Source organism: Facivitalis istanbulensis (genome assembly GCF_040560405.1).
Taxonomy (GTDB): Bacteria; Pseudomonadota; Alphaproteobacteria; order Sphingomonadales; family Sphingomonadaceae; genus Sphingomonas; species Sphingomonas istanbulensis.
Window position 1 is genome coordinate 181,893 of record NZ_JAVSCQ010000002.1, and the last position, 25,597, is coordinate 207,489.

The window sequence follows — 25,597 nt, forward strand, 5'->3', positions numbered from 1 at the left end:
TCCCTCAACGATATTCGATCACCGCGTCGCGGCGAAGGTCACGCATCTTCTGGTTCGCACGCAGGTTCACGCGTTGCTGCTCGACCTGATTCTGGATCTGGTCGGTCGTCGGCAGATTGCCCGAATGCGGTTCCTCGCGGTCGCACAGCACAAGCGAACGGACACCCTGCTCGGGCGAACCAAAGGGCGGCGTCGCCTGGCCGATCTGCATCTTCAGCAGGATTTCCTGGAGCGGCGCCGGGAGCTGACGGATCGTCACCTGATCATTGTCGACCACTTCGGCATTCAACGTCGTCGCGACACGCTGCACGTCGCCGCAGCCGCGGATCGCCTGGGTCGCCTTGGCGAAATCGGCGGCCCGGGCACTGGCCTGGGCCTGTGTCGTGCCCGCCGGGAATTTCACCGTCAGCTGCTTGAGCGACAGGCGCGAGTCGCGCGGATCGGCGGTCAGCACCTGCCGCTTGTCCGTGAGATACAGGATCGAGAAGCCGCCCGGAACCTGGATCGGACCGGCGACCTGACCGACCTGCATCGATTGCGCCGCAGAAGCGAGTTCGGGCGGCAGCTGCGCCGCGCGGACCCAGCCCAGGTCGCCATTGACCGCGCGGGTCGAGGCTTCGGAGAAGCTGCGCGCGAAATATTCGAAGGGCTGCTGCCCCTTCTGGATTTCGCCGATGATCTGGCGGGCATTGGCGAACACCTGCTGCGAGGTCGCCTCATTGGCCGACAGGAAGATTTCCTTGAGGTTGAATTCCTCGGTGCCCTTGGCGGCCTCGAGGCGGGCCTGAATGGCCTTCACCTCCTCGTCGCCGACATTGACGAAGGGCTCCACCCGCTTGCGCAGATAACGACTCCAGGCCAGTTCGCCCTCGATCTGGCGGCGCATCGACTTTTCGGACGATCCGACCGAGCGCAGATAGGTCGTCATGCTCGCGGGGTTCTTGCCGAACTGCTGCGAGAAGCGGGCATAGGCCTGGTTGATCTCGGCCGGGGTGACGACGATGTCGGCGGTCTTCGCCTCCTGGATCTGCAACGTCTCGTCGATCAGCTGGCGCAGGATCTGCATCCGCAGCCGGTCCCGATCCTCGGGCGACAGCTTGGTGACGTTGTTGAGCGCCATGGCCAGCGCCATGCGCTGATCCAGGTCGGTGCCGGTCAGCACCGTGTCGTTCACGATCGCGGTCGGCTTGCGGACATTGGGGTCCAGCTTGCCGAACAGCTGCAGGTTGGACGGGATGTTCAGGCCACCCGTGTCGGGCACCGCCTGGTCCGGCACGGTCTGCGCCAGTGCGCCCGCCGCCATGGCGGCCAGCATCGTCACACCCGCTCCACGAAGAAAACGGCCTTTGGTACGAATGTCGTTCTTCACCGTGTCTGTGATCCTCATCGCGCCTGCATGGGGCGCGTAACCTTCGCGATATGGGTCGGCCATGCTGAATAGGGGCTTAGCGGCCGAGATTGGTGAATGCCAGCGTCAACAGGAAGCTGTTGCCCGCGCGGGCGTCGCCGGTGTTCACATAATCGCGCCGCCAGGTGAAGCCCAGCCGCAGGCAGTCATCCTCGTATTGCACGCCCAGCCGGTGCCGGATCGGATCGAATCCGTCGGACAGCGACAGCGCATCCTCCGACCTGTCGGTCAGGTCGACCACGGTGGATCCGAAGGCGGACCAGAAGCGCGCGAACTGGACACGCCCCGCGAGCCGCAGTTCCTCGCGATCCTGCAAATCCTCGATCGAGGTGAAGATATTGCGCTTGAGCCGCAGATAGCCCGCCTGGAAATAGGTCGCGCGCGATCCGACCGTGGCGTCGATCTCGTTCCGCCGCACCGCCAGGCTGTCCTTGTCGAGGCGGAAGCGGTGGGTGAGCGACACGAGATCGCGGAACCGGATTTCCGTCCGCCCGACGATATCCGACCAGCGATCGGACAGGCCGGTGCCCGGATAGAGGATGGTCGGCCGGTCGTTCAGCCGAAAGCTCTGCCCGACCAGCGTGTCGAAGGTGAAACCCGGCAGCGTCAGCGCCCATTGCGCGCCATAGGTGATCCGGGTCGAATCCTCGAACCGATCATAGCCGGGAAAGCGGTTGAGCGCGAAAAGGTTGGAATCCTCCAGATCGACCGATCGCGCATCCTCGTTGGGGATTGCGAGGTTGCGGATCCGCGGGCTGGCAACGATCTGGACGCGCGGGGTGAAGCGCTGGCTGCCGCCCCACAACTCCCCGACGAACGGCCATTTCACGTCGACCGCGACCGCCCCGATCGCGCGGCCCTGGAACCCCTCCAGCCCTTGATAGATCGATGGGCTCGAGGCGATATTGTGCGCGTTGTAGACGTCGCCGCGGCCATAAGCGGTGAAGGTGACTTCCTGCCCCCAATTGGTCAGGCGGCGCAGGTCCCAGCGCATGCTGGCAAAGGCGCGCTGCGTGTCCTGCCCCGCCGTGCGGCTGATCGCCAGCGTGTTCAGCTGCATCTCGAACCGGCCGCCCAGGAGCCCGTCGTTGAAGCGCCGGCGATAGTCGAGTTCGGGTAGCGCGATCGGTTGCTGCCCCTGCGGATCATTGACCCGCAAGGTCTGCACATACCAGCCGTTGAGCGCGAAATAGCTGTCGGCGTCGATCCGCTCCAGGCTGGCGGTGGTGCGCAGCCGGTCGTCGCGCGAAATGTCGTAGCGTCGCAGGAAGGTGCGGTCTGTGGTCATCCGCAGCGAACCCGACAGGCTCCATTCGGGCGAGAACTGATACCGGCCCACGCCGTCCAGATAGCCGCGAAATGCCTGGGTCGTATCGGTCGGATTCAGCGTGTTGAGGTCATCGCTGCGCCGGCTGGCGGTCGCATAGCCGGTGACCCGAAATGCCCCGAGCGTGTTCAACGCCTCATACTGCGCCTCCATCATCGGAAGCACCGCGGTGAAGACGTGGGGCGTGACGGTCACGCCCCTGTTGGGGGCGATGCGCCAATAATAAGGGACGGCGATCTCTACACCGTTCACCCGGTCGAGCCGGATGTCGGGCGTCAGGAAACCACTGTCGCCCCCCGAACCGACCGGCGCGGACATGCGCGGCAGCGGAATGGTCGGCAGGCCGAACAGGTTGAGACGCGCGCCATTGAAATAGACCCGTTCGCGATCGGGGCGGTACGTGACGCGGACGGCGGTAATCTTCCAGGAGGGTTCCTTGGGACAGCCGCGGGAGGTCTCCACCGCGCAGGGCGTATAGGCGGCGCGGTCCAGATTGACCGTGCCGTCCTGCTGCCGGACGCCGCGCACCGCCGCCATCCGGCCGCCCTGCTCCAGCACCACCAGCATGTTGTCGACCACCCCGTCCTTCAACGAGTCGGTCAACTCGATCTGGTCGCCATAAGCGATATCGCCTTCGGGATTGGTGATCGCGATATTGCCGGTGGCCAAGACCTTCCCCGTCTTGCGGTTCCACGTCACCTTGTCGGCGCGCAGGCGCTCGCCCTGGCGGATCATGCGAACCTCGCCATTGGCGGTCACGACATCGGCATTGATGTCATACTCCAGCTGGTCCGCGCTGAACCGCACCTGGTCCGCTTCGGTGGGGGCCGCTTCCACGGCGGAGGGGAGCGGTCCGGTGCGATCCTGAAGGTCCTGCGCCATGGCTGGCGCAGCCAGGGCAACGCCCAGGCCAACGGCGAAAGGCAGGGCGCTGCCGGTCAGTAGCGTCATTCGCAACACGATAATCCCAGGTCCGTCCTTGCCGACATGATAACGAAGCCTCCCCCGGCAGGGCGATGCCGTGCACCACCTGCCTATCGCATCACGCGCCGTTCGCTGCAATCGCGCGCTTGCCACGCGGCCGCCAAGGCCTAGATGGTGCTATCAGTTATTTGTTCATCAGGGGTTTCCCATGCAGATCGCCTTTTCCTCCACTGCCGATGCCGGTGATGTCCTTGTCGTTCCGCTGGCCAAGGATGCGGTCCGTGTGGAAGACGTCGGTGGAGAGGCCATGGTCGCGCTAGCCAAGGCCGCGACCGACGCGGCGCGATTCAAGGGCGAGGCCGGTGCGATCGTGGAACTGTTCGTGCCCGTCGATGGCACGGTTCGCCGCACGATCCTTCTCGGCGTCGGTGCCGGCGCGGCCAGCGATTGGCGCAAGGCGGGCGGCGCGCTGACCGCCGCGCTGCTCACCAACGCGGCGTCGGCGACGGTCATGCTCGCGCCGTCCGGCAACGCCCCGTCGGTCGAGGCGATCAGCGCCTTTGCCGGCGCGGCGGTCCAGCGCGGATGGCGGCATGATGTGTATCGCACCAAGCTGCCCGAAACAGCGAAGCCGATGCTGACCCGCATCACCCTCGTCAATGCACCCGCCGGGGCCGAAGAGGCCTTCGCCCGCATCCATGCGGTCAATGGTGGCCTGGAACTCACGCGCACGCTCGTCTCCGAACCGCCCAACAAGCTCTATCCCGAAAGCTTCGTCGAGCGCGTGCTGAAGGATGTCGAGGGACTGGGCCTCGAAGTTTCCGTGCTGGATGAAACCCAGATGCGCGATCTCGGCATGGGGGCGCTGCTGGGCGTGAGCCAGGGGTCGGTGCGCGATGGGCGGCTGCTGGTTCTGAAATGGAATGGCGGCGCGGCCGATGCCGAAACGCTGGCGCTGGTCGGCAAGGGCGTGACCTTCGATACCGGTGGCATCTCGATCAAGCCTGCCGCGGGCATGGAAGACATGAAGTGGGACATGGGTGGCGCCGGGGCCGTCGCGGGTGCCATGAAGGCGATCGCCACGCGCAAGGCCAAGGCGAATGTCGTCGGCGTCATGGGGCTGGTCGAGAATATGCCCGACGGCAATGCGCAGCGTCCGGGTGACGTCGTCACCTCGATGTCGGGGCAGACGATCGAGGTCATCAACACCGATGCCGAGGGTCGTCTGGTCCTGTGCGATGCCCTGACCTGGGTGCAGAAGACGCATTCGCCCACGACCATCGTCGACCTCGCCACCCTGACCGGTGCGATGATCATCAGCCTGGGCAACGAGCATGGCGGCCTGTTCTCCAACGACGATTCGCTGGCCGACGCGCTGCTGGCGGCGGGCAAGACCACCGAAGAGAAGCTGTGGCGCTTCCCGCTGGCCGATTCATATGACAAGCTGATCGACAGCCAGATCGCCGACATGAAGAATGTCGGCCCGCGCGGCGGCGGCTCGATCACGGCGGCACAGTTCCTCAAGCGCTTCATCCACGAGGGCGTCGCCTGGGCGCATCTCGACATTGCGGGCATGGTCTGGTCGGACAAGCCGGGTGTGAACCATGACAAGGGCGCGACGGGCTATGGCGTGCGGCTGCTCGACCAGTTCGTCGCCGATCGGTTCGAGGCCTGATCGAACAGGGCGGCGCGATGCAGGTCGACTTTTATCATCTGACCTTGGCGCCGCTCGACCGGCTGCTTCCCGTGATCGCCGACCGGGTGATGACGGGCGGCGGTCGGTTGCTGGTCGTCAGCAGCGACGCCGACCAGCGTGCCAGCCTGGATCGTTCGCTCTGGATGATCCCGCCCGACGGCTTCCTTCCCCACGCACAGGCGGGCGAGGGCGATGACCCCGCGCAACCGATCCTGATCGCGGGCGAAATTCGGGCGGCGAATGGTGCCCGCCATGTCGCGCTGGCGGACGGCCAGTGGCGGGACGAGGCGCTGGACTTCGACCGGGTCTTCCACTTTTTCGACGGGGAACGGATCGCGGAGGCGCGTGCCGCCTGGCGGTCGCTGGCCGATCGCGAGGGTGTCGAGCGACGTTACTGGAAGCAGAACGGACAGGGACGCTGGGAACAGGCCGCCTGACAGCCAGCCGCGCGGCGCATAAGGCGTTGCATTGGCGCTCCACCGCGACTAGGGCGACGCCACTTCCAGCCAACATCATTTCAGGAGCTGCGTGACCATCATGGCCGCGAACCGTACCTTTTCGATCATCAAGCCCGACGCGACCCGCCGCAACCTGACCGGCGCGGTCACCAAGATGCTGGAGGACGCCGGCCTGCGCGTCGTCGCCTCGAAGCGCATCCAGATGACCCGCGAGCAGGCCGAGGGCTTCTACGCGGTCCACAAGGAGCGCCCCTTCTTCAACGATCTGGTCGAGTTCATGATCTCGGGCCCGGTCGTCGTGCAGGTGCTGGAAGGCGAGAACGCCATGCAGCGCAACCGTGACATCATGGGCGCGACCAACCCCGCCAATGCCGAGCCGGGCACGATCCGCAAGGAACTGGCCGAGTCGATCGAGGCCAACACCGTTCACGGATCGGATTCGGACGAGAATGCCGCGATCGAGATCGCCTATTTCTTCAAGCCGGAAGAAATCGTCGGCTAAGGGCGTCGCGGCCGTGACGGACGAAGCCTGGCCATGCGCCCATGGTTTCGCCCGTCACGGGCGCCCGACCGTCTGGTCGTGACCACATGAACTATTATCCGGCCGCGTCGTCAGGGGCGGGCGCTGGCCCAGGCGGCATCGAGTTTCGCCGCTGTTCCCACGCGATCGCGCAAGCGCAGCCCCTCCAGCTTGAGTATCCGACCGCGTAGCAGCCGCCCCTCGGTCCGCCAGATGATCTCATAGAGGCCGGTCGCCGAACGCGCCGTGTCCCCATCCCAATAGCGGGCCGTGATAAGCACCGGCAGCCGCCCCTCGCGATCGTCCGCGCCCTTGTCGGTCAGCGACAGGATCGGTCCGGCGATCGGTCCCGCCTCGATCACCGGCTCGGCAAGTGGCGTCTGCCGGTCGATGCCCGAGGCCTTGGGAAAGATGATGCTGACATCCTGAAGATCATGACGCGGATCGCGCAGCGCGATCCTGTCGCCATGCCGTTCGACCGTAGCCAGCAGGTCGAGGCGTCCGCGCTCCTGTCGCTGGACGCTGATCGCAACCGCCTTGTCGGCGGCATCGTTCCTGCGCTGCGACCAGTTCAGGTATAGCGTCAACCCCGCGACGATCAGCCCGGCCAGCGCGACGAATTCGGCCAGCGTCAGCAACCGACGCCGTGGACGGGGAGAGGGATCGCTCACTGGTCGCTCATCGCGTCACGAATTCAGCCAGCACCTGCGGATAAAGCCGATGTTCCTCCACCAACACGCGCGCAGCCAGCGCATCGGCGTCGTCGCCGGGCAGGATCGCGACGCGGGCCTGGCCCAGCACCTCGCCGTCATCCAGTTGCTCGGTCACGACATGCACAGAGCAGCCGGCTTGCGCCTCGCCCGCGGCGATCGCGCGGGCATGGGTGTCGAGCCCCTTGTAGAGCGGTAGCAGCGATGGATGGATGTTGATGATCCGTCCGCTCCAGCTGGCGACGAAGTCCGGAGACAAGAGGCGCATATAGCCTGCCAGCGCGATCACCGCGACGCCGGCCTCGCGCATCGCCTGGTCGATCTCGGCCTCATAGGCGGCCTTGCCGATCCCCTTGGGCGACACCGCGAAGGTCGGGATGCCGTGCGCGGCAGCCCAGGCGAGACCGGCAGCCTCGGGCTTGTCGGAGGCGACCAGGGCGACGCGATAGGGCGCGCCCTCCTGCCGGGAGGCGGCGACCAGCGCCTGCATGTTCGACCCGCGCCCGGAGATCAGGATGCCCACCGGGACCTGGCCAGTCTCAGGCGGCATGGGTCGCCGTCCAGTCTGCCCGTGCGCTCCAGCTTCCCGCCGAGCCATGGACGGTGCAGCCGCGTTCGCCGGCCGCGATCCGACCGATGGTCACGACGGTTTCGCCCGCCTCGGTCAGCGCGTCGGTGACCGCCTGGGCCTGATCGGCGTCGACGATGACCGCCATGCCGACGCCGCAGTTGAACGTGCGCGCCATCTCCTCCGGCTCGATGCCACCCTGGGCCTGCAGGAAGGCCATCAGGCGCGGTTGTTCCCAGCCATCGGCGTCGACCACCGCATGGGCTCCGACCGGCAGGACACGCGGAATATTTTCGAGCAGACCCCCACCCGTGATGTGGGCGAGACCCTTGATCGATCCGGCGCGAATCAGGGGAAGGAGTGCGCGAACATAGATGCGGGTCGGCGCCATCAGTGCATCGATCAGCAACTGGTCCTGGTCGAACAGCGCGGGCCGATCGAGCTTCCACCCCTTGTCGGCGGCAAGGCGACGGACGAGCGAGAAGCCGTTGGAATGAACGCCCGAGGAGGCGAGGCCGAGAATGATATCGCCCGCGCCGATCGTCGCGCCGGTCAGCACCTGCGAGCGTTCGACCGCGCCGACACAGAAGCCCGCAAGGTCATAGTCGCCCGCGGCATACATGCCGGGCATCTCCGCCGTTTCGCCGCCGATCAGCGCGCAACCCGCGATACGGCATCCTTCGGCAATCGAGGCGATCACCCGCTCCGGAACGTCGCCCTCCAGCTTTGCCGTCGCATAATAATCCAGGAAGAACAGGGGCTCCGCGCCCTGTACGACGAGATCGTTGGCGCACATCGCGACCAGATCGATCCCCACGCCGTCATGGCGATCATGCTCGATCGCCAGCTTCAGCTTGGTGCCGACGCCGTCATTGGCCGCGACCAGCAACGGATCGACGAACCCGGCCGCCTTCAGGTCGAAGAATCCGCCAAAGCCGCCCAGATCGGCATCGGCGCCGGGACGACGGGTGGCCTTGGCCAGCGGGCCAATCGCGCGGACCAGCGCATTGCCTGCGGCGATCGAAACGCCCGCATCGGCATAGGTGTAGGAAGCGCCCGAGGGGGAGGGCGACGAGCTGTTGGACGGCGTGCTGTTGTCGGTCATGTTCGCCCGTTAGCTATATCGCGCTTGGATTTCCACGCCTGCTTCGCCAAAAGGCCGCGATGCGTTTGCGTTTGCCCCATCTGCTGCTCGGTATCGCCGCCCTGACCGGGCTGGGAATCGGCGGTGGCGCGGTCCTGGCCCAGATCGAGGGGCAGGCTCGTGGTGTCATGCCGATCGACGATGGCAGTTCCTATGAAGTGTCGGGCGTTGCGGTGGATGTCTCGGGAAAAACGGCCGAGGAGGCGCGGCTCGGCGGCTGGCGACTGGCCCAGCGAAAGGGTTGGGCGATGCTGGCCCAGCGGCTAGGGCGCAGCGGGACAGGCGCTTCGGACGGGCTGCTCGACTCGCTGGTGTCGGGCATCGTGGTCGAGAATGAACAGGTCGGGCCGACCCGGTATGTTGCGCGGCTCGGCGTGTTGTTCGACCGGGTTCGCGCCGCCTCGGTGCTGGGCGTGTCCGCCTATGCCGATCGCTCGCCGCCGATGCTCGTCATGCCGCTTCAGACCTCGGGCGGTGCGTCGCAGATGTTCGAGAGCAGGACCCCCTGGCAACAGGCCTGGGCCCGGTTCCGCACCGGCAACAGCACGATCGATTATGTGCGCCCTTCCGGCACCGGCGCCGATCCGCTCCTGATGAATGCCGGGCAGATCGGGCGGCGCTCGCGCGGCTGGTGGCGGTTGCTGCTGGACCAATATGGCGCGTCCGACATCCTGATCCCGGTCGTGCACCTGTATCGCCAATGGCCCGGTGGGCCGGTGATCGGCGTGTTCGAGGCGCGGCACGGCCCGGACAACCAGTTCATCGGATCGGTGACGCTGCGCGTGGGATCGCCCGATGGCATTCCGCAACTGCTCGACACGGGCGTGAGCCGGCTGGACTCGCTTTATCAGCGTGCCCTGTCGAGCGGATTGCTCAGCATAGACGGGACGCTGAAGCCACCAGCCCCACCGCCGGTCGTCGTCGCACCCGACGATTCGCCTGGCGAGGAACCGATTACCGGTCTGGATGCCGCGATCGCCTCGACCCGCGCGGGAATTGCGGTGACGCTGCAATATGATGCGCCGACCGCCAGCGCCGTGGCGAATGCCGAAAGCCTGGTGCGCGGCATACCGGGCGTCGTCCGCGCCGCGACCACCAGCCTGGCGCTGGGCGGCGTTTCGTTGATGACCGTGACCTTCGACGGCGATCCCGACAAGCTTCGCCGTGCGCTCGAACAGCGCGGGTTCCAGGTGTCCGGCTCGGGCACCACCTTGCGCGTGCGACGGGGCCCCCAGACGCCCGCGGCCACGCCTCCATCGGATAATGTGACGAACGGATGAACCAGATGGCGCTTCCGCTGCAATGGCCAGCGGACCCACGATCGGATGCTTTCTTGCTGACCGCCTCGAACCAGATGGCGGCGCGTATCCTCGAACAATGGGAGAGTTGGCCGACCATGGCCGCTATCCTGACCGGCCCGCGCAAATCGGGGCGGTCGCTGTTGGCGCGCATCTTCGCGGCACGCAGCGGCGGCACGATCATCGACGATGCCGAACGCGTGCCGGAAGTGCAGATTTTCCATGCGTGGAACGCCGCGCAGGCAGAGCGCCGTCCGCTCGTCATCGTCGCCGACGCATCGCCGCCACGCTGGTCGGTCAAGCTGCCCGACCTCCGCTCGCGGCTGGCCAATAGCAGTCTGGCGGAGATCGGCCCGCCTGACGACGAACTGGTCGCCGCGCTGTTCGAGCAATTGTTTCAACGCCGGGGACTGGATGCGCGGCCGGATTTGATCGAATGGCTGACCGCACGGATCGAGCGCAGTCACCTTGCTGTCATCCGCGCAGTGGATATGCTCGATCAGGGGGCGATGGAACGGCGTGCGCGCTTGTCGATTGCCCTTGCACGATCCACCCTCCTCCAAGGCGGCCTGATCGCCGATTCCTGAGCCCAGCGAGAGCCGATGACCCGTCCAGCCCATATCGCGCAATTGTCCGAACCGGATCACGATCAGTTCGTGCCCGAACCCAATGGACGCTATTTCAATCGCGAGCTGTCCTGGCTGGCCTTCAACCGCCGGGTGCTGGAGGAGGCGTGCAACACCGCCCATCCGCTGCTGGAGCGGCTGCGCTTCCTGTCGATCTCAAGCTCGAACCTGGATGAGTTCTTCATGGTCCGGGTCGCAGGCTTGAAGGGCCAGCAGGCCCAGGATGTCGAGCAGCGTTCGGCGGACGGCCTGACGCCGGGGCAGCAACTGAGCGGCATCGTCGCCGAGGCGGATCGCCTGATGGCCAGCCAGCAGGAGGTCTGGGGCGATCTGCGAAACCTGCTCGACGAGGCGGGCATTTTCGTGCTGCGTCGCGACGCGATCGATGACGAGGCATCGCTCTGGCTGGAAAACCATGTCCGTGACCAGATCTTCCCGATCCTGACGCCCCAGGCGCTGGACCCGGCGCACCCCTTTCCGTTCATTCCGAACAAGGGGCTGTCCATGATCTTCGACCTGACGCGGATATCGGACAAGGCGCCGATCCGCGAGCTGGTCATGATCCCCGCGACGATGCCGCGCTTCGTCCGCCTGCCGGGTGAGGGCGCGCGCTATGTCTCGATCGAGACGATCCTGCGGCGTTTCTCGGGCCTGCTCTTCCCCGGCTATGTCGTCAACGGTGCGGCAACCTTCCGCGTGCTGCGTGACAGCGATATCGAGATCGAGGAGGAAGCGGAGGATCTGGTCCGCTATTTCGCCAACGCCATCAAGCGCCGGCGGCGCGGCCGGGTGATCCGGCTCGAACTCGAAACGGGGATGCCGGACGAGTTGGCGGACGTACTGCGCGGCGAACTGGGCGGCGCGGAGGCGATCATCACGGAAAGCGGCAACCTGCTGGGGATCGGCGACCTCGACATGCTGGTGGACGAGAACCGGCCAGACCTGAAATTCCCGCCCTATACGCCACGTTTTCCCGAGCGGATCCGGGAATTTGCCGGCGATTGCTTCGCGGCGATCAAGGCCAAGGATATCGTCGTCCATCACCCCTATGAAACCTTTGAGGTGGTGATCGCCTTTCTGAAGCAGGCGGCGGCGGACCCCGATGTCGTGGCGATCAAGCAGACGCTGTACCGGGCGGGCAAGCAGTCCGCCGTCATCAACGCGCTCATCGCCGCGGCGGAGGCGGGCAAGTCGGTCACCGCCATCGTGGAGTTGAAGGCACGCTTCGACGAAGAACAGAATCTTCTCTGGGCATCGGCCCTGGAGCGCGCGGGCGTGCAGGTCGTCTATGGCTTCATCGACTGGAAGACCCATGCCAAGGTCTCGATGGTGGTGCGGCGCGAGGGCGGCGATTTCCGCACCTACTGCCACTTCGGTACGGGCAATTATCACCCGATCACCGCGCGCATCTATACCGATCTGAGCTTCTTTACCGCCGATCCCGCGCTGGGCCGTGATGCGGCGCAGATGTTCAACTATATCACCGGCTATGTCGAGCCGGTGGCGATGAACCGGATCAGCCTGGCGCCCCGCGATCTGCGCCGCAACCTGATGGCGCTGATCGATGCGGAGATCGCCCATGCCAGGGCCGGGCGTCCGGGCAGCATGTGGGCGAAGATGAATTCGCTGGTCGATCCGCAGGTGATCGAGAAGCTGTACGAGGCGAGCGGCGCGGGCGTCGAGATCGACCTGATCGTGCGCGGCATCTGCTGCCTGCGGCCCGGCGTGCCCGGCATGTCGGAGAATATCCGCGTCAAGTCGGTCGTCGGCCGCTTCCTCGAGCACAGCCGCATCTGGGCGTTCGGCGACGGCAAGGCGCTGCCGCACGACTCGGCCAAGCTGTTCATTTCCTCGGCGGACTGGATGCAACGCAATTTCGACCGTCGGGTCGAATATATGCTGCCGATCCTCAACCCCACCGTCCACGACCAAATCCTGGATCAGGTGATGGTCGCCAATCTGCTCGACAATGAACAGAGCTGGGAATTGGAGCCCGATGGCGCCTATGTCCGCGACCAGCCGGGCGATCGGCCGTTCAACCTGCATCGGTATTTCATGACGAACCCCTCGCTTTCGGGGCGCGGTGCCGCGCTCGACACCAGCAAGGCCGTGCCGACCCTGTCGCTTCGGCGGCAGCGTTGATGCGGGGGCGCTGAACGATGGCAGTACCCCGCGCGCCGCGGACGGCGATCATCGATATCGGTTCCAATTCGGTTCGCCTGGTCGTTTATCAGGGACCGGCGCGTCTGCCCGCGATCCTGTTCAATGAGAAGGTGATGGCCGGACTGGGGCGCGGTCTGGCCGCGACGGGCGCGATCGATCCCACCGCGCTGACGAAGGCGCGGGTCGCGCTGGCCCGCTTTGCCAGCCTGGCGCATGAGATGGGCGTCACGGCGCTGCGGACCGTGGCCACGGCGGCCGTGCGCGATGCCGCCAATGGTCAGGAACTGATCGATTGTGCCGAGTCGTTGGGACTAGAGGTCGAAATCCTGTCAGGCGAACAGGAAGCCACGGCGGCGGGCGAGGGCGTCCTGTCCGCCATTCCCGACGCGGATGGGATCGTCGGCGACCTTGGCGGCGGCAGCCTGGAACTGGTCCGCGTGCGGGACGGCGGGGTCGAGGAACGCGTTTCCTTTCCGCTGGGCGTGCTGCGCATCCCGGCGCTCCGCGAGAAGGGAAGCAAGTCATTCGAGCGGCATATCGGCCGGCTGATCGAAGAGGCGGGCTGGGAAGGGCGGGGCCGTGGGCTTCCCTTCTATCTGGTCGGTGGATCGTGGCGCGCGCTGGCCAGGCTGGACATGACCCTGTCGGGCTATCCGCTGCCGATCATTCATCAATATGAGTTGACGCCGGTCGATATCCTGCGCCTGTCGCGAACTATTCCGCACCTCAGCAAACAGCGATTGCGCGAAGTGAAGGGCCTGTCGAGCAGTCGCGCCGCCACGCTTGGCGATGCGACCGCCCTTCTGGGGGTGCTGCTCAGGCATCTGGGCAGCAGTACGACCGTCGTGTCTGCATATGGCCTGCGCGAGGGGCTACTCTATGGTGGCCTCGACGCGAAGACGCGGGCGCTCGACCCGCTGATCGTCGCCGCGCGCGAAGAAGGCCGCCTGTTGGGACGCTTTCCCGAGCATGGCGACTTGCTGGAAAGCTGGATCGCGCCGCTCTTCGCGGGCGAATCGGTGGCGGATGCACGGTTGCGCCATGCCGCCTGCCTGCTGGCCGATGTGGGCTGGCATGCCAATCCCGAGTTCCGCGCCGAACGGGGAGTGGAGATCGCCCTGCACGGCAATTGGGTGGGGATCGATGCCGAGGGCCGTGCGATGTTGGCGCAGGCGCTGCATACCAGCCTCGGCGGCGGGCTCGACATACCCGCGCCGCTCGCGGAACTGGCAAGTCCCGCGCAGCTCAAGCTGGCGACGAACTGGGGCCTTTCGATCCGTCTGGGCCAGCGCCTGAGCGGGGGCCTGGCCGGACCGCTCGAGCGGACCGGGGTGACGCTGGACGGCACCACGCTCGGCCTGGAGATGAACGACGCCGATCGCGGCTTTTACGGCGAAGCGGTGGAGCGTCGGCACAGCGCCCTGGCAAGCGCATTGGGACGGGTGCCCCAGCGGCTTATCCGCACGTAACGCGGACGATCCGACCTTTCGTATCGGTTGCGATGTTCAGGCGGTCGCTGCGATAGTCCATTGTTACCGCCATGCCGGGCGCATTGACGCGCAGCGTGCCGGCCGCCGCCCGCTTCAGAACGGCGGCGCGCATCGACTCTGCCCAGGTCTTGCCGACCAGATCGGCCACCTGGTCCAGCCGGCATTGATCGCGGAGTTCCGGGACCGGTTGCTCCGCCACATCAACCGGCTTCGGCCCGGCCGTGGTACAGGCGGCGAGCGCCATCATCGGAATCAGCAGGCCAACGCGCATCAGGCCACCTCGTCTTCTGTCCTCACCATCTTCAGCCTCCCGGCCTTAACGACAAAGCCCAGACGGCCTTCCACCAGATCCAGCGCATCCCGGCCGAATTGCTCGAACCGCCAACCTTCCAGCACCGACAGCCCGGAGCGGACACCCGCCGCCAGCATTTCGAGATCGTCCGACCGGGCGAGCAGGCGCGGCGCGACATCGATATCGCGCGCGCGGATCTTGAGCAGCAGCTTGAGCAGATCGGCGACCAACGATCCCTCGCGGCCCAGGCCGGGCTTGCGATCGTCGCGCGCGGGCAGTTCGTCGGCGTCGAGCGGCGTCGCCGCCTCGAGCGTCTCCATCAACCGCCCACCGATGTCATTGCTCGCCCAGGTCGCCGACAGCCCGCGCACCTTGGCAAGATCGGCCTGCTTGCGCGGCGGATGTCCGGCGAGGTCGGCCAGCGTCTCGTCCTTGACGATCCGGCCACGCGGAAGGTCCTTGGCCTGCGCCTCCAGTTCGCGCCAACGCGCGAGCGCCTTCAGGCGGCCGAGCATATCGGGCTTGCGGCCCGAGACGCGGACGCGCTTCCAGGCGCAATCGGGGTCGTTAGCATAATGCGCCGGATCGGCCAGCCGCTCCATTTCCTGGTCCAGCCACGCCCCGCGCCCCGTCTTTCGCAAACGTTCCAGCATTTGCGGAAAGATGGCGGATAAATGGGTTACGTCGCCGATCGCATAATCGACTTGGCGCTGGTCGAGCGGACGCCGCGACCAGTCGGTGAAGCGCGCGCCCTTGTCGACCTGGATGCCGAGCCAGCTGTCGACCAGATTGGAATAGCCGATCTGTTCGCCCTGACCCAGCGCCATCGCCGCGATCTGGGTATCGAACAGCGGATGGGGAGTCTTGCCAGTCAGATTATAGATGATCTCGATATCCTGCCCGCCGGCATGAAAGACCTTCAGCACCGCGTCATTGTTGACCAGCAGGTCGAGCAGCGGCGTCATGTCCAGGCCCGGCGCCTTGGGATCGATCGCGGCCGCTTCCTGCGTGTCGGCGATCTGGATGAGGCAAAGCTCGGGCCAGTAGGTGCTTTCTCGCATGAACTCGGTATCGACCGTGATGAAGGGGGCTTCGGAGAGCCGGGCACAGAGATTGGCGAGCGTGGCGCTGTCGGTAATCAACGAATGGACGTGCATTGAACGCTCATAGCGGCCCATGCGCGGCTTGACAAAGAGGAAGACGCATCGGTCCCGATCCGCGGCGCAATCGCCCGTCGTCGCAGCCCTGCCAGGCACAGGGGGATTGACAAAGCCGGGGTGGACGGGGAAGCGGCGACACTTTCCCCAGACGTTCAGAGAATGCCCGCCATGCACGCCTATCGTACTCATCACTGCGCCGCGCTGACGGCCGAAGCCGTGGGCCAGACGGTCCGCCTGTCCGGCTGGGTCCATCGCAAGCGCGATCATGGCGGCGTGCTGTTCGTCGATCTGCGCGATCATTATGGCATTACCCAGATCGTCGCCGACAGCGATACGCCCGCGCTGGCCATTCTGGAGAGCGTGCGGGTCGAGTCGGTGGTGACGATCGACGGTGTGGTGAAGGCGCGCTCGGCGGGCACGGTCAACGCCAACCTCGCGACCGGCGAGATCGAGGTGTTCGCACGCGGGGCGACCATTCTCTCGGCGGCCGAAGAACTGCCGATGCCGGTGGCGGGCGAGCAGGAATATCCGGAAGATATCCGTCTGCGCTATCGCTTCCTCGATCTGCGCCGTGAAACGCTGCACGCGAACATCGTGCGCCGGACCCAGGTGATCTCCGACATGCGTCGCCGCATGGAGACGGCGGGCTTCACCGAATATTCGACGCCGATCCTGACCGCGTCGTCGCCCGAGGGCGCGCGCGACTTCCTGGTGCCGAGCCGCATCCATCCGGGTAAGTTCTACGCGCTGCCCCAGGCCCCGCAGCAATATAAGCAGTTGCTGATGGTCGCCGGGTTCGACCGTTATTTCCAGATCGCGCCCTGCTTCCGTGACGAAGACCCGCGCGCGGACCGTCTGCCGGGCGAATTCTACCAGCTCGACCTCGAGATGAGCTTTGTCACCCAGGAAGAAGTGTGGGGGGCGATGGAGCCGGTGATCGGCGGCATCTTCGAAAAGTTCGCCGATGGCCGGACCGTCACCCCGATCGGCCAGTTCCCGCGCATTCCCTATTCGGAATCGATGCTGAAATACGGCAACGACAAGCCCGATCTGCGCAACCCGCTCCTCATCACCGATGTCTCGGAGCATTTCACCACCTCGGGCTTCGGCCTGTTCGAGAAGATCGTCGGCTCGGGGGGCGTGGTACGCGCCATTCCCGCGCCGAAGACGGCGGACAAGAGCCGCAAATTCTTCGACGAGATGAACGAGTGGGCCCGCGCCGAGGGGCATGCGGGTCTGGGCTATGTCACCCGCAAGGGCGGCGAGTATGGTGGCCCGATCGCCAAGAACCACGGCACCGAGGGCATGGAGGCGCTGTACGCCGCTCTCGGCCTCGGCCCGGATGACGGCCTGTTCTTCGCGGCGGGCAAGGTCGAGCAGGCCGCTAAGCTCGCCGGGCTCGCGCGCACCCGTGTCGCCGAACAATTGGGGCTGATCGAGGGAGGTGCATTCCGCCTGTGCTGGATCGTCGATTTCCCCTTCTACGAATGGGACGAGGACGAGAAAAAGGTCGAGTTTGCGCACAACCCCTTCTCGATGCCTCAGGGGGGCATGGACGCGCTGGAATCTGGCGATCCGCTGGCGATCAAGGCCTATCAATATGATCTCGTCTGCAATGGCTATGAGATCGCGTCGGGCTCGATCCGCAACCAGAACCCCGAACTGATGGTCAAGGCGTTCGAACTCGTCGGGTTGTCGCAGACGGACGTGGAGGAGCGCTTCGGCGGACTCTACCGCGCCTTCCAATATGGCGCTCCGCCGCACGGCGGCATGGCCGCTGGCGTCGACCGGATCGTCATGTTGATCTGTGGCGCGCAGAATCTGCGTGAAATCTCGCTGTTCCCGATGAACCAGCGTGCCGAAGACCTGTTGATGGGCGCGCCGAGCCTGCCCGATGTGAAGCAGATGCGCGAACTCCACCTGCGCACGACGGCCGAGCCGAAAAAGGATGGTGAACCGGCCGTCGCCGCGACCCATTGATCCCGGTTCAGCGGGCATGAGAAAGGGCGGGTGCCGCGTCGGCGCCCGCCCTTTTTTTCGATGGATGGGTCTGATCGACCCGCTTGGCGCTCAGGCTTCGGCGAGTGCAGGAACAGCGGGCTTGAACGCACCGTTCTCATCCATCAGGTGCAGGATGCCGTCCGCAATCGCGAAATAGGCGCCGCGCAATGCCAGCGTCCCCGCATCCTCGCGCTTGGTCACGAAGGGGAAGGAACGGAGGTTGGCGATCGAGGTGCGAACCGCCTCCAACTCCATTTCGTGGACCGCTTCCGGACCATCGCCATGCTCGGCGATCACCTTTTCACGCGCTGCGTCGAGCAGATGGACCCAGTCGGAAATGAAGCCGCCTTCGCCTGGCGCGGCATCGGCAAAGCCCTGGGTCAGGGCCGCCTTGCAGCCGCCGCATGCACCATGACCCATCACGACGACATCGGTCACTTCCAGCTGCGTCACCGCGAATTCCAGCGCGGCGGAGACACCGTGATGACCACCGCCGGTCTCGAACGGAGGGACCAGATTGGCGACGTTGCGCACCACGAAAATCTCGCCGGGCAGCGTGTCGAAGATCTGCGCCGGATCGACCCGGCTGTCCGAACAGGCGATCACCATCACCTTCGGGCTCTGGCCGTCCTTCAACTCGGCCCAGCGGTCGCGCTGGCGGCGCCAGTCGGAGGTCCGAAAGCGCTGATAGCCATCCACAAGATCGTTAAAGTCGGTCATTGCTCTTTTTATCCAGTTGAGGAGACGGTCGGTATAGCAGGCGAACCCGACCCCGCCGTTTCGGTTCCATATCAAAACATGTCCCGGATGCCATGGCGACGGACTGCGGCGAGGGCGTTTTGGCCGGATGATCGGGCATTGTGTCGGACGAGGTGCAGCGCTATTTCGCGAGCATGAACGAGTTGACACCGTTGGCCGCGCCCGCCCGCGCACGCAAGCCCGACTGGATCCGCGTCAAGGCTCCCACCAGCGCCGGATTTGCCGCGACCCGCGAACTGATGCGCGCCAAGAGCCTGACGACCGTCTGCGAAGAGGCCGCTTGTCCGAACATCGGAGAATGCTGGTCGAAGAAGCACGCGACCGTGATGATCCTGGGCGACACCTGCACGCGCGCCTGTGCCTTTTGCAACGTGAAGACCGGGATGCCGCGGAAAGTCGACGCGATGGAGCCGCAGAACGTCGCCGACGCCGCCGCGCAGATGGGCTTGCACCATATCGTCGTGACCTCCGTCGATCGGGACGACCTGCCCGATGGCGGCGCATCGCAGTTCGTGAAGGTGATCCAGGCGCTGCGCCGGACGACCCCGCAGACAACGATCGAAATCCTGACGCCGGATTTTCGCAACAAGGCGCAGGCCGCGATCGAGTCGATCGTCGAGGCGCGCCCGGATGTCTATAATCACAATCTGGAAACCGTCCCGCGTCTCTATCCGACTATCCGTCCGGGCGCGCGTTATTATGCGTCTCTGCGCCTGCTGGAAAGCGTGAAGCGGCATGATCCCTCGATCTTCACCAAATCCGGCGTGATGCTCGGCCTGGGCGAAGAGCGGCTGGAGGTCCATCAGGTAATGGACGACATGCGCTCGGCCGACATCGATTTCCTGACCATGGGCCAGTATCTCCAGCCGACGCCGCGCCATGCCAAGGTCGCCGAGTTCGTCACGCCCAAGGCGTTCGATGCCTATGCCGCGATTGCGCGCGCCAAGGGCTTCCTGCTCGTTGCCAGCTCGCCGCTGACGCGGTCCAGCTATCATGCCGGTGACGATTTCGAACGGTTGCGGGCCGCGCGCGAGGCGAAGCTGGCCAGCGCCCGCTGATGCCCAAGCATTCCGAGACCCGGCATCTGCCCTATACGCCGCAGCAGATGTTCGATCTGGTCGCCGATGTCGCGCGCTACCCGGAGTTCCTGCCCTGGGTATCCGCGATGCGCGTTCGATCGGATACGGAGGGAGAGACGGTCGCGGACATGATCGTCGGCTTCAAGGGGCTGCGTGAGACCTTCACCAGCCGGGTGACCAAGCAGCGGCCGGAGTCGATCGACGTCGAATATCTCGACGGGCCGCTCAAATATCTGCGCAATAGCTGGCGGTTCCGGCCGGAGGAGCAGGGATGCGCGGTCGACTTCACGGTCGACTTCGCCTTCAAGAACCGGATGTTCGAAATGCTGGCGGGGCAGGTGTTCGGCACCGCGCTCCGCCGCATGATCGGCGCGTTCGAGGAGCGTGCTGCCAGACTTTACGGCAACAGCAACCCGAGCGCCAACAGCGCGGCCTGAAGCCGGATACCCCCCCGGCCGATATCGCCAAATTCATGGCGTTCGGCTTTCATGTCCTCAGGATCGCCATCGCGAACGGCCTGGGCGAAGACGACGGGAATTTCGGTCAGGGCGGCCGAAACCAGCCCGCCGGTACAGCTTTCGGCCAGGGCCACGCGGCGCCCCAGCGCACGATTTTCGCGCACGACGCGATCGGCCAGCGCGATCAGTTCCTCGGGCAGAAGAGTGTCCATCAGCGAGTTCCGTTCGGGCAAAGCGGAAGGTCGGGGACGGCCACCTGCCGGCCCCGCGCCCTTTCGCTTTTGAGATATTGCAACGCGGTCACCACGACCGACGCCATGTTCCGTGGGGGAAGCGGGGCGAGCTGCGTCACCAGCCGGTCGATCACCCCGCAATCCTCAAGCCCGATCCGCCCGACGATGAAGGGGACGAGCAGCGAGGTCAGCAGAGGGCGGGCATAGTCGGACTGGAGCAGCGTATCGATCGCGGGATCGGACAGTTTCACGATCGCCGCGCGCGCCGCGGGCCAAGCCATTTCCGCCGCGCTTTCATATTTCGCGATCAACGCGCCATTGCCCCGGATCAGGCTGTTGGCGGGCAGTCGCGCGGCGCAGACCCGGCCGGTTTCCCGCAGGATATCGGGCATCGCGACCAGGGTCATGGCCTCGGCCTCGGGCGCGGCGATGCATGCCCGTTGCTCCGCCATCGCTACGTCCGGCACCGTCATCGCGACGAACGCGAGGATCATCCCCATCCGCATCATCCCGTGATCGCTCCCGGCAGCCGGATCGTCGCCACCGCCTGCGCCGCGATACCCTCGCCGCGTCCGGTGAAACCAAGCCGCTCGGTCGTCGTGGCCTTCAGGCTGACCCGGTCTCGATCGATTATCAGCAGTTCGGCGATACGCTCGACCATGGCGGCCCGGTGCGGACCGATCCTCGGCGCTTCGCAGATAATCGTCAGGTCGACGAAATCGATCCGGCCACCCTTTTCGGCGATCAGCCTGGCGGCGTGTTGCAGGAACTGGCCCGATTCCGCGCCCCGCCATTGTGGATCGCTGGGCGGGAAATGCGTACCGATATCGCCCGCGGCGATGGTACCCAGCAGCGCGTCGGTCAGCGCATGGAGCGCGACATCGGCGTCGCTATGGCCCGACAGACCCTGATGGTACGGCACCAGGACCCCGCCGAGCCACAATTCCTCACCATCCTCAAGCCGATGGACGTCGAAACCCATGGCGGTCCGGCTTTCCCAGGTCAGGCGAGCATCCGCCACGGCCATGTCGTCGGGATAGGTGATCTTGTCGAGCATCGCATCGCCCTGCACCAAAGCGACGCGCCCGCCAAGCCGTCGGACCATCTGCGCATCGTCGGTAGCCTCGACCTCGGCAGGCCAGGCGGCATGGGCGGCGATGACCGCTTGCAGATGAAAGCCCTGCGGCGTTTGCACGCGCACCATGGCATCGCGCGGGACGATCTCACCCAGCGAACCGGCCTGGTCGCGGGCAAGCGTGTCGGCCACGGGCAGGACCGGCATCGCACCGTCCGCCGATGCCAGGCCGGCCAACACCCGGTCGATCACCCCGGCCGAGAGAAACGGGCGCGCCGCATCATGGATCAGGACCTGCTGCACCCCTTCCAGCGCCAATTGGCGAAGGCCGAGCGCCACCGATTCGCGACGGCTGACACCGCCAGCGGCAAAACGCCCTTCGGGCAACAGCGAGCGGGCATGGGCGAGATCCTCTTGCGCCACCATCGTCAGGACGGTTCCAATCGCAGGATGCCCGGTCAGGGCGGCGTGGCTCCAGGCCAGCATCGGGCGTCCGCCCAGATCGCGAAACTGCTTGGGCAACCCGCTGCCCATCCGCGTGCCGCCACCCGCCGCGACGATCAGGGCGGCGATCTTTCTGCTCTGGCTCATGGCTCCAGCCCTAGCGGCTTTGCCCTGCCGCGCCAATCTTGCCTTTCATGTCCGTCTGGCATAGAGGAGCTGCTTAATTTTCAGGCAGTTTTATGCGTCGTCTCGCCCCCATTCAGGTCGGTCCGGTCACGATCGACAGCCCCGTTGTTCTGGCGCCGATGACCGGCGTCACCGACATGCCATTCCGTACGCTGGTGCGTCGCTATGGCTCGGGCCTCAACGTGACCGAGATGATCGCCAGCCAGGCCGCGATCCGCGAGACCCGGCAATCGATCCAGAAGGCCGCCTGGCATCCGCTGGAAGAGCCGGTGTCGATGCAACTGGTCGGCTGTACCCCCTATGAAATGGGGGAGGCGGCGAAGCTGAACGCCGATCGCGGCGCCGCCATCATCGACATCAACATGGGCTGTCCGGTGCGCAAGGTCGTCAACGGCGATGCGGGCTCGGCGCTGATGCGGGACCTGAAGCTGGCATCGGAGATCATCCGCGCGACCGTTCAGGCGGTCGATGTGCCGGTGACGCTGAAGATGCGGATGGGCTGGTGCCATGACAGCCTGAATGCGCCGGAACTGGCCCGGATTGCCGAGGACATCGGCGTGAAGATGCTCACCGTGCATGGCCGCACCCGCAACCAGATGTACAAGGGTCATGCGGATTGGGCCTTCATCCGCACCGTCAAGGATGCGGTGGGCATTCCCGTGATCGCCAATGGCGACATCTGTTCGATCGACGATGCCGAAGCAGCGCTCGACCAGTCGGGCGCGGACGGCGTGATGATCGGGCGCGGTGCCTATGGCCGTCCCTGGCTGCTCGGACAGGTGATGCAGTGGTTCGCGACCGGCGAGCGTCGCGACGATCCCTTGCTCGATGAACAATATCGCGCTGTTTCCGAACATTATGATGATATGCTCGACCATTATGGCACCGAAACCGGCGTTAACATGGCGCGCAAGCATATTGGCTGGTACACGCGCGGGCTGCACGGATCGGCCGAGTTCCGCAACAAGGTGAACCAGGAGCCGAGCGCGAGCCGGGTCAAGACCATGCTCCACGATTTCTACATGCCGCAGATCGAGCTTGCCGCCGCCGCCTGAACCCCAGCGGCACGGCCGACCCGGTTTCGCCGCCCTGTTCGCCGCCTTGCCGGTCGCGGTCATCGTCGTCGATCCGGACAGCCGGATCGCCCATGCCAATGGCCTGGCGGAGCAACTGCTGAACCTGTCCGAACGGCTGATGCTCGGGCAGCCGCTCGCGGCGATCCTGCCGCTGCCAGACGCGCCGCATCGCCGCGACGGTCATGGCTTTGCCGTCTATGATACGGTCATTACCACGCCGCATGGTCCAAAGATCCGGGTCGATTTTGTCGAGGCGGAAATTCCCGATCATGCCGGCTGGCGGGCGATCACGTTGCACAGCGCGGGGCCCTCGCGGCGCCTGGCCCATGGACCGGAGCGCAGTGCCGGCGCGCGCGTGGCGATCGGCGCCGCGGCGATGCTGGCGCATGAGATCAAGAACCCCTTGTCAGGCATTCGCGGAGCGGCGCAATTGCTCAACGGCGGCGAACTGACCACGCTTATCACGACCGAGGTGGATCGGATCGCTGCGCTGATCGACCGGATGCAGGATTTCAGCGACACGCGTCCCTTGCCGCTCGCGGCGGAGAATATCTACCCGCTGCTGACCCATGCGCGCGGCGTGGCGCTGGCCGGCTTCGCGCGCGGGATCACGATCGAAGAGCGGTTCGACCCGTCGCTTCCTCCCGCACGCATCAATCGGGACGCGCTGCTCCAGATCATCATCAACCTGCTGAAGAATGCGCGCCTCGCTGTTCAGCAGGAGCGCAATCCGCGTATCCTGCTGACCACCGCCTATCGGCATGGCATGTCGGTCAGCATAGAAGGGCAGGCCGAGCGCTTGCCGCTGCCGATCGAGATCTGCGTGATCGACAACGGTCCGGGCGCGCCATCCGACATCGTCGACCATCTGTTCGACCCGTTCGTGTCCGGGCGAAGAGAAGGGCAGGGACTTGGCCTCGCGCTGGTCGACAAGCTGGTCCGCGACATGAGCGGCATCATCCAATATTCCAGGGAGGGCTATCCCGAAATGACCGTGCTGCGCCTCCTGCTGCCAAGGGCCCGTGCATGAGCCATGTTCTGGTCGTCGATGACGATGCCGCGATCCGCACGGTGGTGGGACAGGCCTTGCGGCGCGCCGGGCATGAGGTGACGGCGGTCGAGACACTCGCGCGGCTCGATCGTGTTCTGGCAGCAGGTGCTCCCGACATTCTGGTCACCGATGTCATCCTGCCCGATGGTGACGGCATCGATCATATCCGCGGCGTCGCGGCGCGGTTCCCGGCGCTGCCCATCATCATTCTGTCGGCCCAGAACACGCTGACCACGGCCGTTCGCGCGGCCGAGGTCGGTGCGTATGAATATCTGCCCAAGCCGTTCGATCTGGATGCCCTGACACAGGCTGTCGCGGGCGCACTGGCGCGGGGTGGCGTTCTGGTCGACGACATTCTGGGCGAGGATGATCGCTCGCTGCCGCTGATCGGTCGGTCGCCCGCGATGCAGGGCGTCTATCGGGTCATCGCGCGGGTCGTCGCGACCGACCTGACCGTCCTGATCTCTGGCGAGTCGGGCACGGGCAAGGAACTGGTCGCCCGGGCGATCCATGATCTGGGTCGTCGCCAGCACGCGCCGTTCGTCGCGATCAACATGGCGGCGATCCCGCGCGAACTGATCGAAGCGGAACTGTTCGGCCATGAACGCGGTGCCTTTACCGGCGCGGCGCAGCGCAACGCCGGACGCTTCGAGCAGGCGGCGGGAGGGACGCTGTTCCTGGACGAGATCGGCGATATGCCGATGGAGGCGCAGACCCGGCTGCTGCGCGTCCTGCAATCGGGCGAATTCACCACCGTTGGGGGCGCGCGGACGATCCGCACCGATGTTCGAATCGTCGCGGCGACCAATCGCGATCTCGGCCAGCAGGTGGCCCAGGGGCAGTTTCGCGAAGATCTGTTCTACCGCTTGAACGTCGTTCCCATCGCGTTGCCCGCGCTCCGCGAACGGCGGCAGGATATTCCGCTGCTGGCGCGTCACTTTCTGGAGAATGCCGCTGCGCAGGGCCTGCCCAGGCGCAAGATCGACACCCAGGCGCTGGACGTGCTGATCGGGCATCACTGGCCGGGCAATGTCCGCGAATTGGAAAACCTCATGCGTCGCCTGGCGGTGCTCGCACGCGACGAGGTGATCGACGCCGAGGCGGTTCGGGCGATGATAGGCGAAGCGCCCGCAACCAGCGCCGGCGAACGTGGGGCCGCGACCGACGGCGATCTGGCCTCGGCCATACGCGGTTACCTGGCGCGACTGGCGATCGAGCGGCCGACCGCGCTGGACGATGGCACCCTGTACGACCGGATCATCGGCGAGGTCGAGCGTCCGCTGATCGAGGCGATGCTGGCCCGGCATGGCGGCAACCAATTGCGAACGGCGCGGGCCATGGGCATCAACCGCAACACCCTGCGGAAAAGGCTGGACGACCTTCGGATCGCGGTTCCCGGCGACCAGGGCGGCCCGGAATCGGTCCATTAGCTTTTCACGAATTGTGGCTTG

At 65.7% G+C, this 25,597-nt stretch carries 24 protein-coding genes; 13 read left to right on the forward strand and 11 right to left on the reverse strand.

All coding sequences use genetic code 11. From position 1 onward, the window contains the following. Nucleotides 1–4: 4 nt before the first annotated feature. A complete protein-coding gene (locus tag RN629_RS02290; protein WP_407033644.1) occupies nt 5–1,387 on the reverse strand; it encodes a peptidylprolyl isomerase in 1,383 nt (460 codons plus the stop codon). Nucleotides 1,388–1,445: 58 nt separating this feature from the next. Continuing rightward, nucleotides 1,446–3,686: an LPS-assembly protein LptD gene (locus RN629_RS02295; protein WP_407033723.1), complete on the reverse strand. Its 2,241-nt coding sequence runs from the start codon at nt 3,684–3,686 to the stop codon at nt 1,446–1,448. 181 nt (nt 3,687–3,867) lie between these two features. Between RN629_RS02295 and RN629_RS02300 the strand changes: the two genes are divergently transcribed. From RN629_RS02300 to ndk, 3 genes are all read left to right on the forward strand, one after another. Next, nucleotides 3,868–5,334: a leucyl aminopeptidase gene (locus tag RN629_RS02300; protein ID WP_407033645.1), complete on the forward strand. Its 1,467-nt coding sequence runs from the start codon at nt 3,868–3,870 to the stop codon at nt 5,332–5,334. A 17-nt stretch (nt 5,335–5,351) separates the two neighbouring features. Beyond that, on the forward strand, nt 5,352–5,792 hold the full coding sequence (locus tag RN629_RS02305) for a DNA polymerase III subunit chi (RefSeq protein ID WP_407033646.1): 441 nt from the start codon (nt 5,352–5,354) through the stop codon (nt 5,790–5,792). Between the two features lie 100 nt (nt 5,793–5,892). Further along, a complete protein-coding gene (gene ndk, locus RN629_RS02310) occupies nt 5,893–6,315 on the forward strand; it encodes a nucleoside-diphosphate kinase (RefSeq protein WP_322963798.1) in 423 nt (140 codons plus the stop codon). A gap of 110 nt (nt 6,316–6,425) precedes the next feature. Here ndk and RN629_RS02315 read toward each other — a convergent pair whose 3' ends face one another. Genes RN629_RS02315 through purM form a run of 3 tightly spaced genes read right to left on the reverse strand, consistent with a single transcriptional unit; the run spans nt 6,426 to nt 8,716 of the window. Beyond that, entirely contained in the window at nt 6,426–7,004 is a 579-nt protein-coding gene (locus RN629_RS02315; protein ID WP_407033647.1) for a hypothetical protein, read from the reverse strand. A gap of 7 nt (nt 7,005–7,011) precedes the next feature. After that, nucleotides 7,012–7,593, reverse strand: coding sequence for a phosphoribosylglycinamide formyltransferase (purN, locus tag RN629_RS02320; RefSeq protein ID WP_407033648.1), 582 nt, complete (start codon nt 7,591–7,593; stop codon nt 7,012–7,014). After that, the gene (gene purM / locus RN629_RS02325; protein ID WP_407033649.1) at nt 7,583–8,716 is read right to left on the reverse strand and encodes a phosphoribosylformylglycinamidine cyclo-ligase; all 1,134 of its coding nucleotides are present in this window, start codon (nt 8,714–8,716) and stop codon (nt 7,583–7,585) included. The genes purN and purM overlap by 11 nt, the downstream gene beginning before the upstream one ends. Nucleotides 8,717–8,775: 59 nt before the next feature. On the opposite strand from purM, the gene RN629_RS02330 reads away from it, so the two are divergent. The 4 genes from RN629_RS02330 to RN629_RS02345 are packed head-to-tail and all read left to right on the forward strand — an operon-like array spanning nt 8,776 to nt 14,311. Next, nucleotides 8,776–10,035, forward strand: a complete 1,260-nt coding sequence (locus RN629_RS02330; RefSeq protein ID WP_407033650.1) for a heavy-metal-associated domain-containing protein — start codon at nt 8,776–8,778, stop codon at nt 10,033–10,035. Further along, nucleotides 10,032–10,640, forward strand: a complete 609-nt coding sequence (locus RN629_RS02335; RefSeq protein WP_407033651.1) for a P-loop NTPase family protein — start codon at nt 10,032–10,034, stop codon at nt 10,638–10,640. Before RN629_RS02330 ends, RN629_RS02335 begins: the two co-directional genes overlap by 4 nt. Before the next feature lie 15 nt (nt 10,641–10,655). After that, entirely contained in the window at nt 10,656–12,821 is a 2,166-nt protein-coding gene (locus RN629_RS02340) for an RNA degradosome polyphosphate kinase (protein WP_407033652.1), read from the forward strand. Nucleotides 12,822–12,838: 17 nt separating this feature from the next. Continuing rightward, nucleotides 12,839–14,311 (forward strand): Ppx/GppA phosphatase family protein, encoded by a 1,473-nt coding sequence (locus RN629_RS02345; protein ID WP_407033653.1) that lies wholly within the window; start codon nt 12,839–12,841, stop codon nt 14,309–14,311. On the opposite strand, the gene RN629_RS02350 is transcribed toward RN629_RS02345, so the two are convergent. Both RN629_RS02350 and rnd read right to left on the reverse strand, forming a co-directional pair. After that, nucleotides 14,298–14,603 carry an I78 family peptidase inhibitor gene (locus RN629_RS02350; protein WP_407033654.1) on the reverse strand — a complete coding sequence of 102 codons (306 nt, stop codon included), beginning with the start codon at nt 14,601–14,603 and terminating at the stop codon, nt 14,298–14,300. The genes RN629_RS02345 and RN629_RS02350 overlap by 14 nt on opposite strands. Further along, complete coding sequence (gene rnd, locus RN629_RS02355) at nt 14,603–15,781, reverse strand: ribonuclease D (protein WP_407033655.1); 1,179 nt, start codon at nt 15,779–15,781, stop codon at nt 14,603–14,605. Before rnd ends, RN629_RS02350 begins: the two co-directional genes overlap by 1 nt. A 171-nt stretch (nt 15,782–15,952) precedes the next feature. Here rnd and aspS point away from each other — a divergent pair, with 171 nt between their 5' ends. Next, nucleotides 15,953–17,764: an aspartate--tRNA ligase gene (gene aspS / locus RN629_RS02360; protein ID WP_407033656.1), complete on the forward strand. Its 1,812-nt coding sequence runs from the start codon at nt 15,953–15,955 to the stop codon at nt 17,762–17,764. A gap of 90 nt (nt 17,765–17,854) precedes the next feature. Here the strand turns inward: aspS and RN629_RS02365 are convergent, their stop codons facing one another. Then, the gene (locus RN629_RS02365) at nt 17,855–18,505 is read right to left on the reverse strand and encodes a carbonic anhydrase (RefSeq protein WP_407033657.1); all 651 of its coding nucleotides are present in this window, start codon (nt 18,503–18,505) and stop codon (nt 17,855–17,857) included. 173 nt (nt 18,506–18,678) lie between these two features. On the opposite strand from RN629_RS02365, the gene lipA reads away from it, so the two are divergent. Continuing rightward, entirely contained in the window at nt 18,679–19,602 is a 924-nt protein-coding gene (gene lipA / locus RN629_RS02370; protein ID WP_407033724.1) for a lipoyl synthase, read from the forward strand. Then, on the forward strand, nt 19,602–20,060 hold the full coding sequence (locus tag RN629_RS02375; protein WP_407033658.1) for a type II toxin-antitoxin system RatA family toxin: 459 nt from the start codon (nt 19,602–19,604) through the stop codon (nt 20,058–20,060). The genes lipA and RN629_RS02375 overlap by 1 nt, the downstream gene beginning before the upstream one ends. On the opposite strand, the gene RN629_RS02380 is transcribed toward RN629_RS02375, so the two are convergent. Genes RN629_RS02380 through RN629_RS02390 form a run of 3 tightly spaced genes read right to left on the reverse strand, consistent with a single transcriptional unit; the run spans nt 20,021 to nt 21,980 of the window. Next, complete coding sequence (locus RN629_RS02380; protein WP_407033659.1) at nt 20,021–20,293, reverse strand: CinA family protein; 273 nt, start codon at nt 20,291–20,293, stop codon at nt 20,021–20,023. The genes RN629_RS02375 and RN629_RS02380 overlap by 40 nt on opposite strands. Next, nucleotides 20,293–20,814 carry a hypothetical protein gene (locus RN629_RS02385; protein ID WP_407033660.1) on the reverse strand — a complete coding sequence of 174 codons (522 nt, stop codon included), beginning with the start codon at nt 20,812–20,814 and terminating at the stop codon, nt 20,293–20,295. The genes RN629_RS02380 and RN629_RS02385 overlap by 1 nt, the downstream gene beginning before the upstream one ends. Before the next feature lie 5 nt (nt 20,815–20,819). Further along, nucleotides 20,820–21,980, reverse strand: a complete 1,161-nt coding sequence (locus RN629_RS02390; protein ID WP_407033661.1) for a bifunctional 2-C-methyl-D-erythritol 4-phosphate cytidylyltransferase/2-C-methyl-D-erythritol 2,4-cyclodiphosphate synthase — start codon at nt 21,978–21,980, stop codon at nt 20,820–20,822. Between the two features lie 92 nt (nt 21,981–22,072). On the opposite strand from RN629_RS02390, the gene dusB reads away from it, so the two are divergent. Genes dusB through ntrC form a run of 3 tightly spaced genes read left to right on the forward strand, consistent with a single transcriptional unit; the run spans nt 22,073 to nt 25,576 of the window. After that, a complete protein-coding gene (gene dusB / locus RN629_RS02395; protein WP_407033662.1) occupies nt 22,073–23,074 on the forward strand; it encodes a tRNA dihydrouridine synthase DusB in 1,002 nt (333 codons plus the stop codon). Further along, nucleotides 23,058–24,125 carry a two-component system sensor histidine kinase NtrB gene (locus RN629_RS02400; protein ID WP_407033663.1) on the forward strand — a complete coding sequence of 356 codons (1,068 nt, stop codon included), beginning with the start codon at nt 23,058–23,060 and terminating at the stop codon, nt 24,123–24,125. The genes dusB and RN629_RS02400 overlap by 17 nt, the downstream gene beginning before the upstream one ends. Next, nucleotides 24,122–25,576 (forward strand): nitrogen regulation protein NR(I), encoded by a 1,455-nt coding sequence (gene ntrC / locus RN629_RS02405; RefSeq protein WP_407033664.1) that lies wholly within the window; start codon nt 24,122–24,124, stop codon nt 25,574–25,576. The genes RN629_RS02400 and ntrC overlap by 4 nt, the downstream gene beginning before the upstream one ends. Nucleotides 25,577–25,597 lie beyond the last annotated feature (21 nt).

Coding starts and splice junctions, on each gene's coding strand:
- ndk (WP_322963798.1), top strand. CDS start 5,893: ATGGCCGCGAACCGTACCTTTTCGATCATCAAGCCCGACGCGACCCGC.
- RN629_RS02295 (WP_407033723.1), bottom strand. CDS start 3,686: ATGACGCTACTGACCGGCAGCGCCCTGCCTTTCGCCGTTGGCCTGGGC.
- RN629_RS02350 (WP_407033654.1), bottom strand. CDS start 14,603: ATGCGCGTTGGCCTGCTGATTCCGATGATGGCGCTCGCCGCCTGTACC.
- dusB (WP_407033662.1), top strand. CDS start 22,073: ATGCGTCGTCTCGCCCCCATTCAGGTCGGTCCGGTCACGATCGACAGC.
- RN629_RS02290 (WP_407033644.1), bottom strand. CDS start 1,387: ATGAGGATCACAGACACGGTGAAGAACGACATTCGTACCAAAGGCCGT.
- RN629_RS02330 (WP_407033650.1), top strand. CDS start 8,776: ATGCGTTTGCGTTTGCCCCATCTGCTGCTCGGTATCGCCGCCCTGACC.
- aspS (WP_407033656.1), top strand. CDS start 15,953: ATGCACGCCTATCGTACTCATCACTGCGCCGCGCTGACGGCCGAAGCC.
- purN (WP_407033648.1), bottom strand. CDS start 7,593: ATGCCGCCTGAGACTGGCCAGGTCCCGGTGGGCATCCTGATCTCCGGG.
- RN629_RS02365 (WP_407033657.1), bottom strand. CDS start 18,505: ATGACCGACTTTAACGATCTTGTGGATGGCTATCAGCGCTTTCGGACC.
- purM (WP_407033649.1), bottom strand. CDS start 8,716: ATGACCGACAACAGCACGCCGTCCAACAGCTCGTCGCCCTCCCCCTCG.
- RN629_RS02380 (WP_407033659.1), bottom strand. CDS start 20,293: ATGGACACTCTTCTGCCCGAGGAACTGATCGCGCTGGCCGATCGCGTC.
- RN629_RS02305 (WP_407033646.1), top strand. CDS start 5,352: ATGCAGGTCGACTTTTATCATCTGACCTTGGCGCCGCTCGACCGGCTG.
- lipA (WP_407033724.1), top strand. CDS start 18,679: ATGAACGAGTTGACACCGTTGGCCGCGCCCGCCCGCGCACGCAAGCCC.
- RN629_RS02385 (WP_407033660.1), bottom strand. CDS start 20,814: ATGGGGATGATCCTCGCGTTCGTCGCGATGACGGTGCCGGACGTAGCG.
- ntrC (WP_407033664.1), top strand. CDS start 24,122: ATGAGCCATGTTCTGGTCGTCGATGACGATGCCGCGATCCGCACGGTG.
- rnd (WP_407033655.1), bottom strand. CDS start 15,781: ATGCACGTCCATTCGTTGATTACCGACAGCGCCACGCTCGCCAATCTC.
- RN629_RS02300 (WP_407033645.1), top strand. CDS start 3,868: ATGCAGATCGCCTTTTCCTCCACTGCCGATGCCGGTGATGTCCTTGTC.
- RN629_RS02335 (WP_407033651.1), top strand. CDS start 10,032: ATGAACCAGATGGCGCTTCCGCTGCAATGGCCAGCGGACCCACGATCG.
- RN629_RS02375 (WP_407033658.1), top strand. CDS start 19,602: ATGCCCAAGCATTCCGAGACCCGGCATCTGCCCTATACGCCGCAGCAG.
- RN629_RS02390 (WP_407033661.1), bottom strand. CDS start 21,980: ATGAGCCAGAGCAGAAAGATCGCCGCCCTGATCGTCGCGGCGGGTGGC.
- RN629_RS02345 (WP_407033653.1), top strand. CDS start 12,839: ATGGCAGTACCCCGCGCGCCGCGGACGGCGATCATCGATATCGGTTCC.
- RN629_RS02340 (WP_407033652.1), top strand. CDS start 10,656: ATGACCCGTCCAGCCCATATCGCGCAATTGTCCGAACCGGATCACGAT.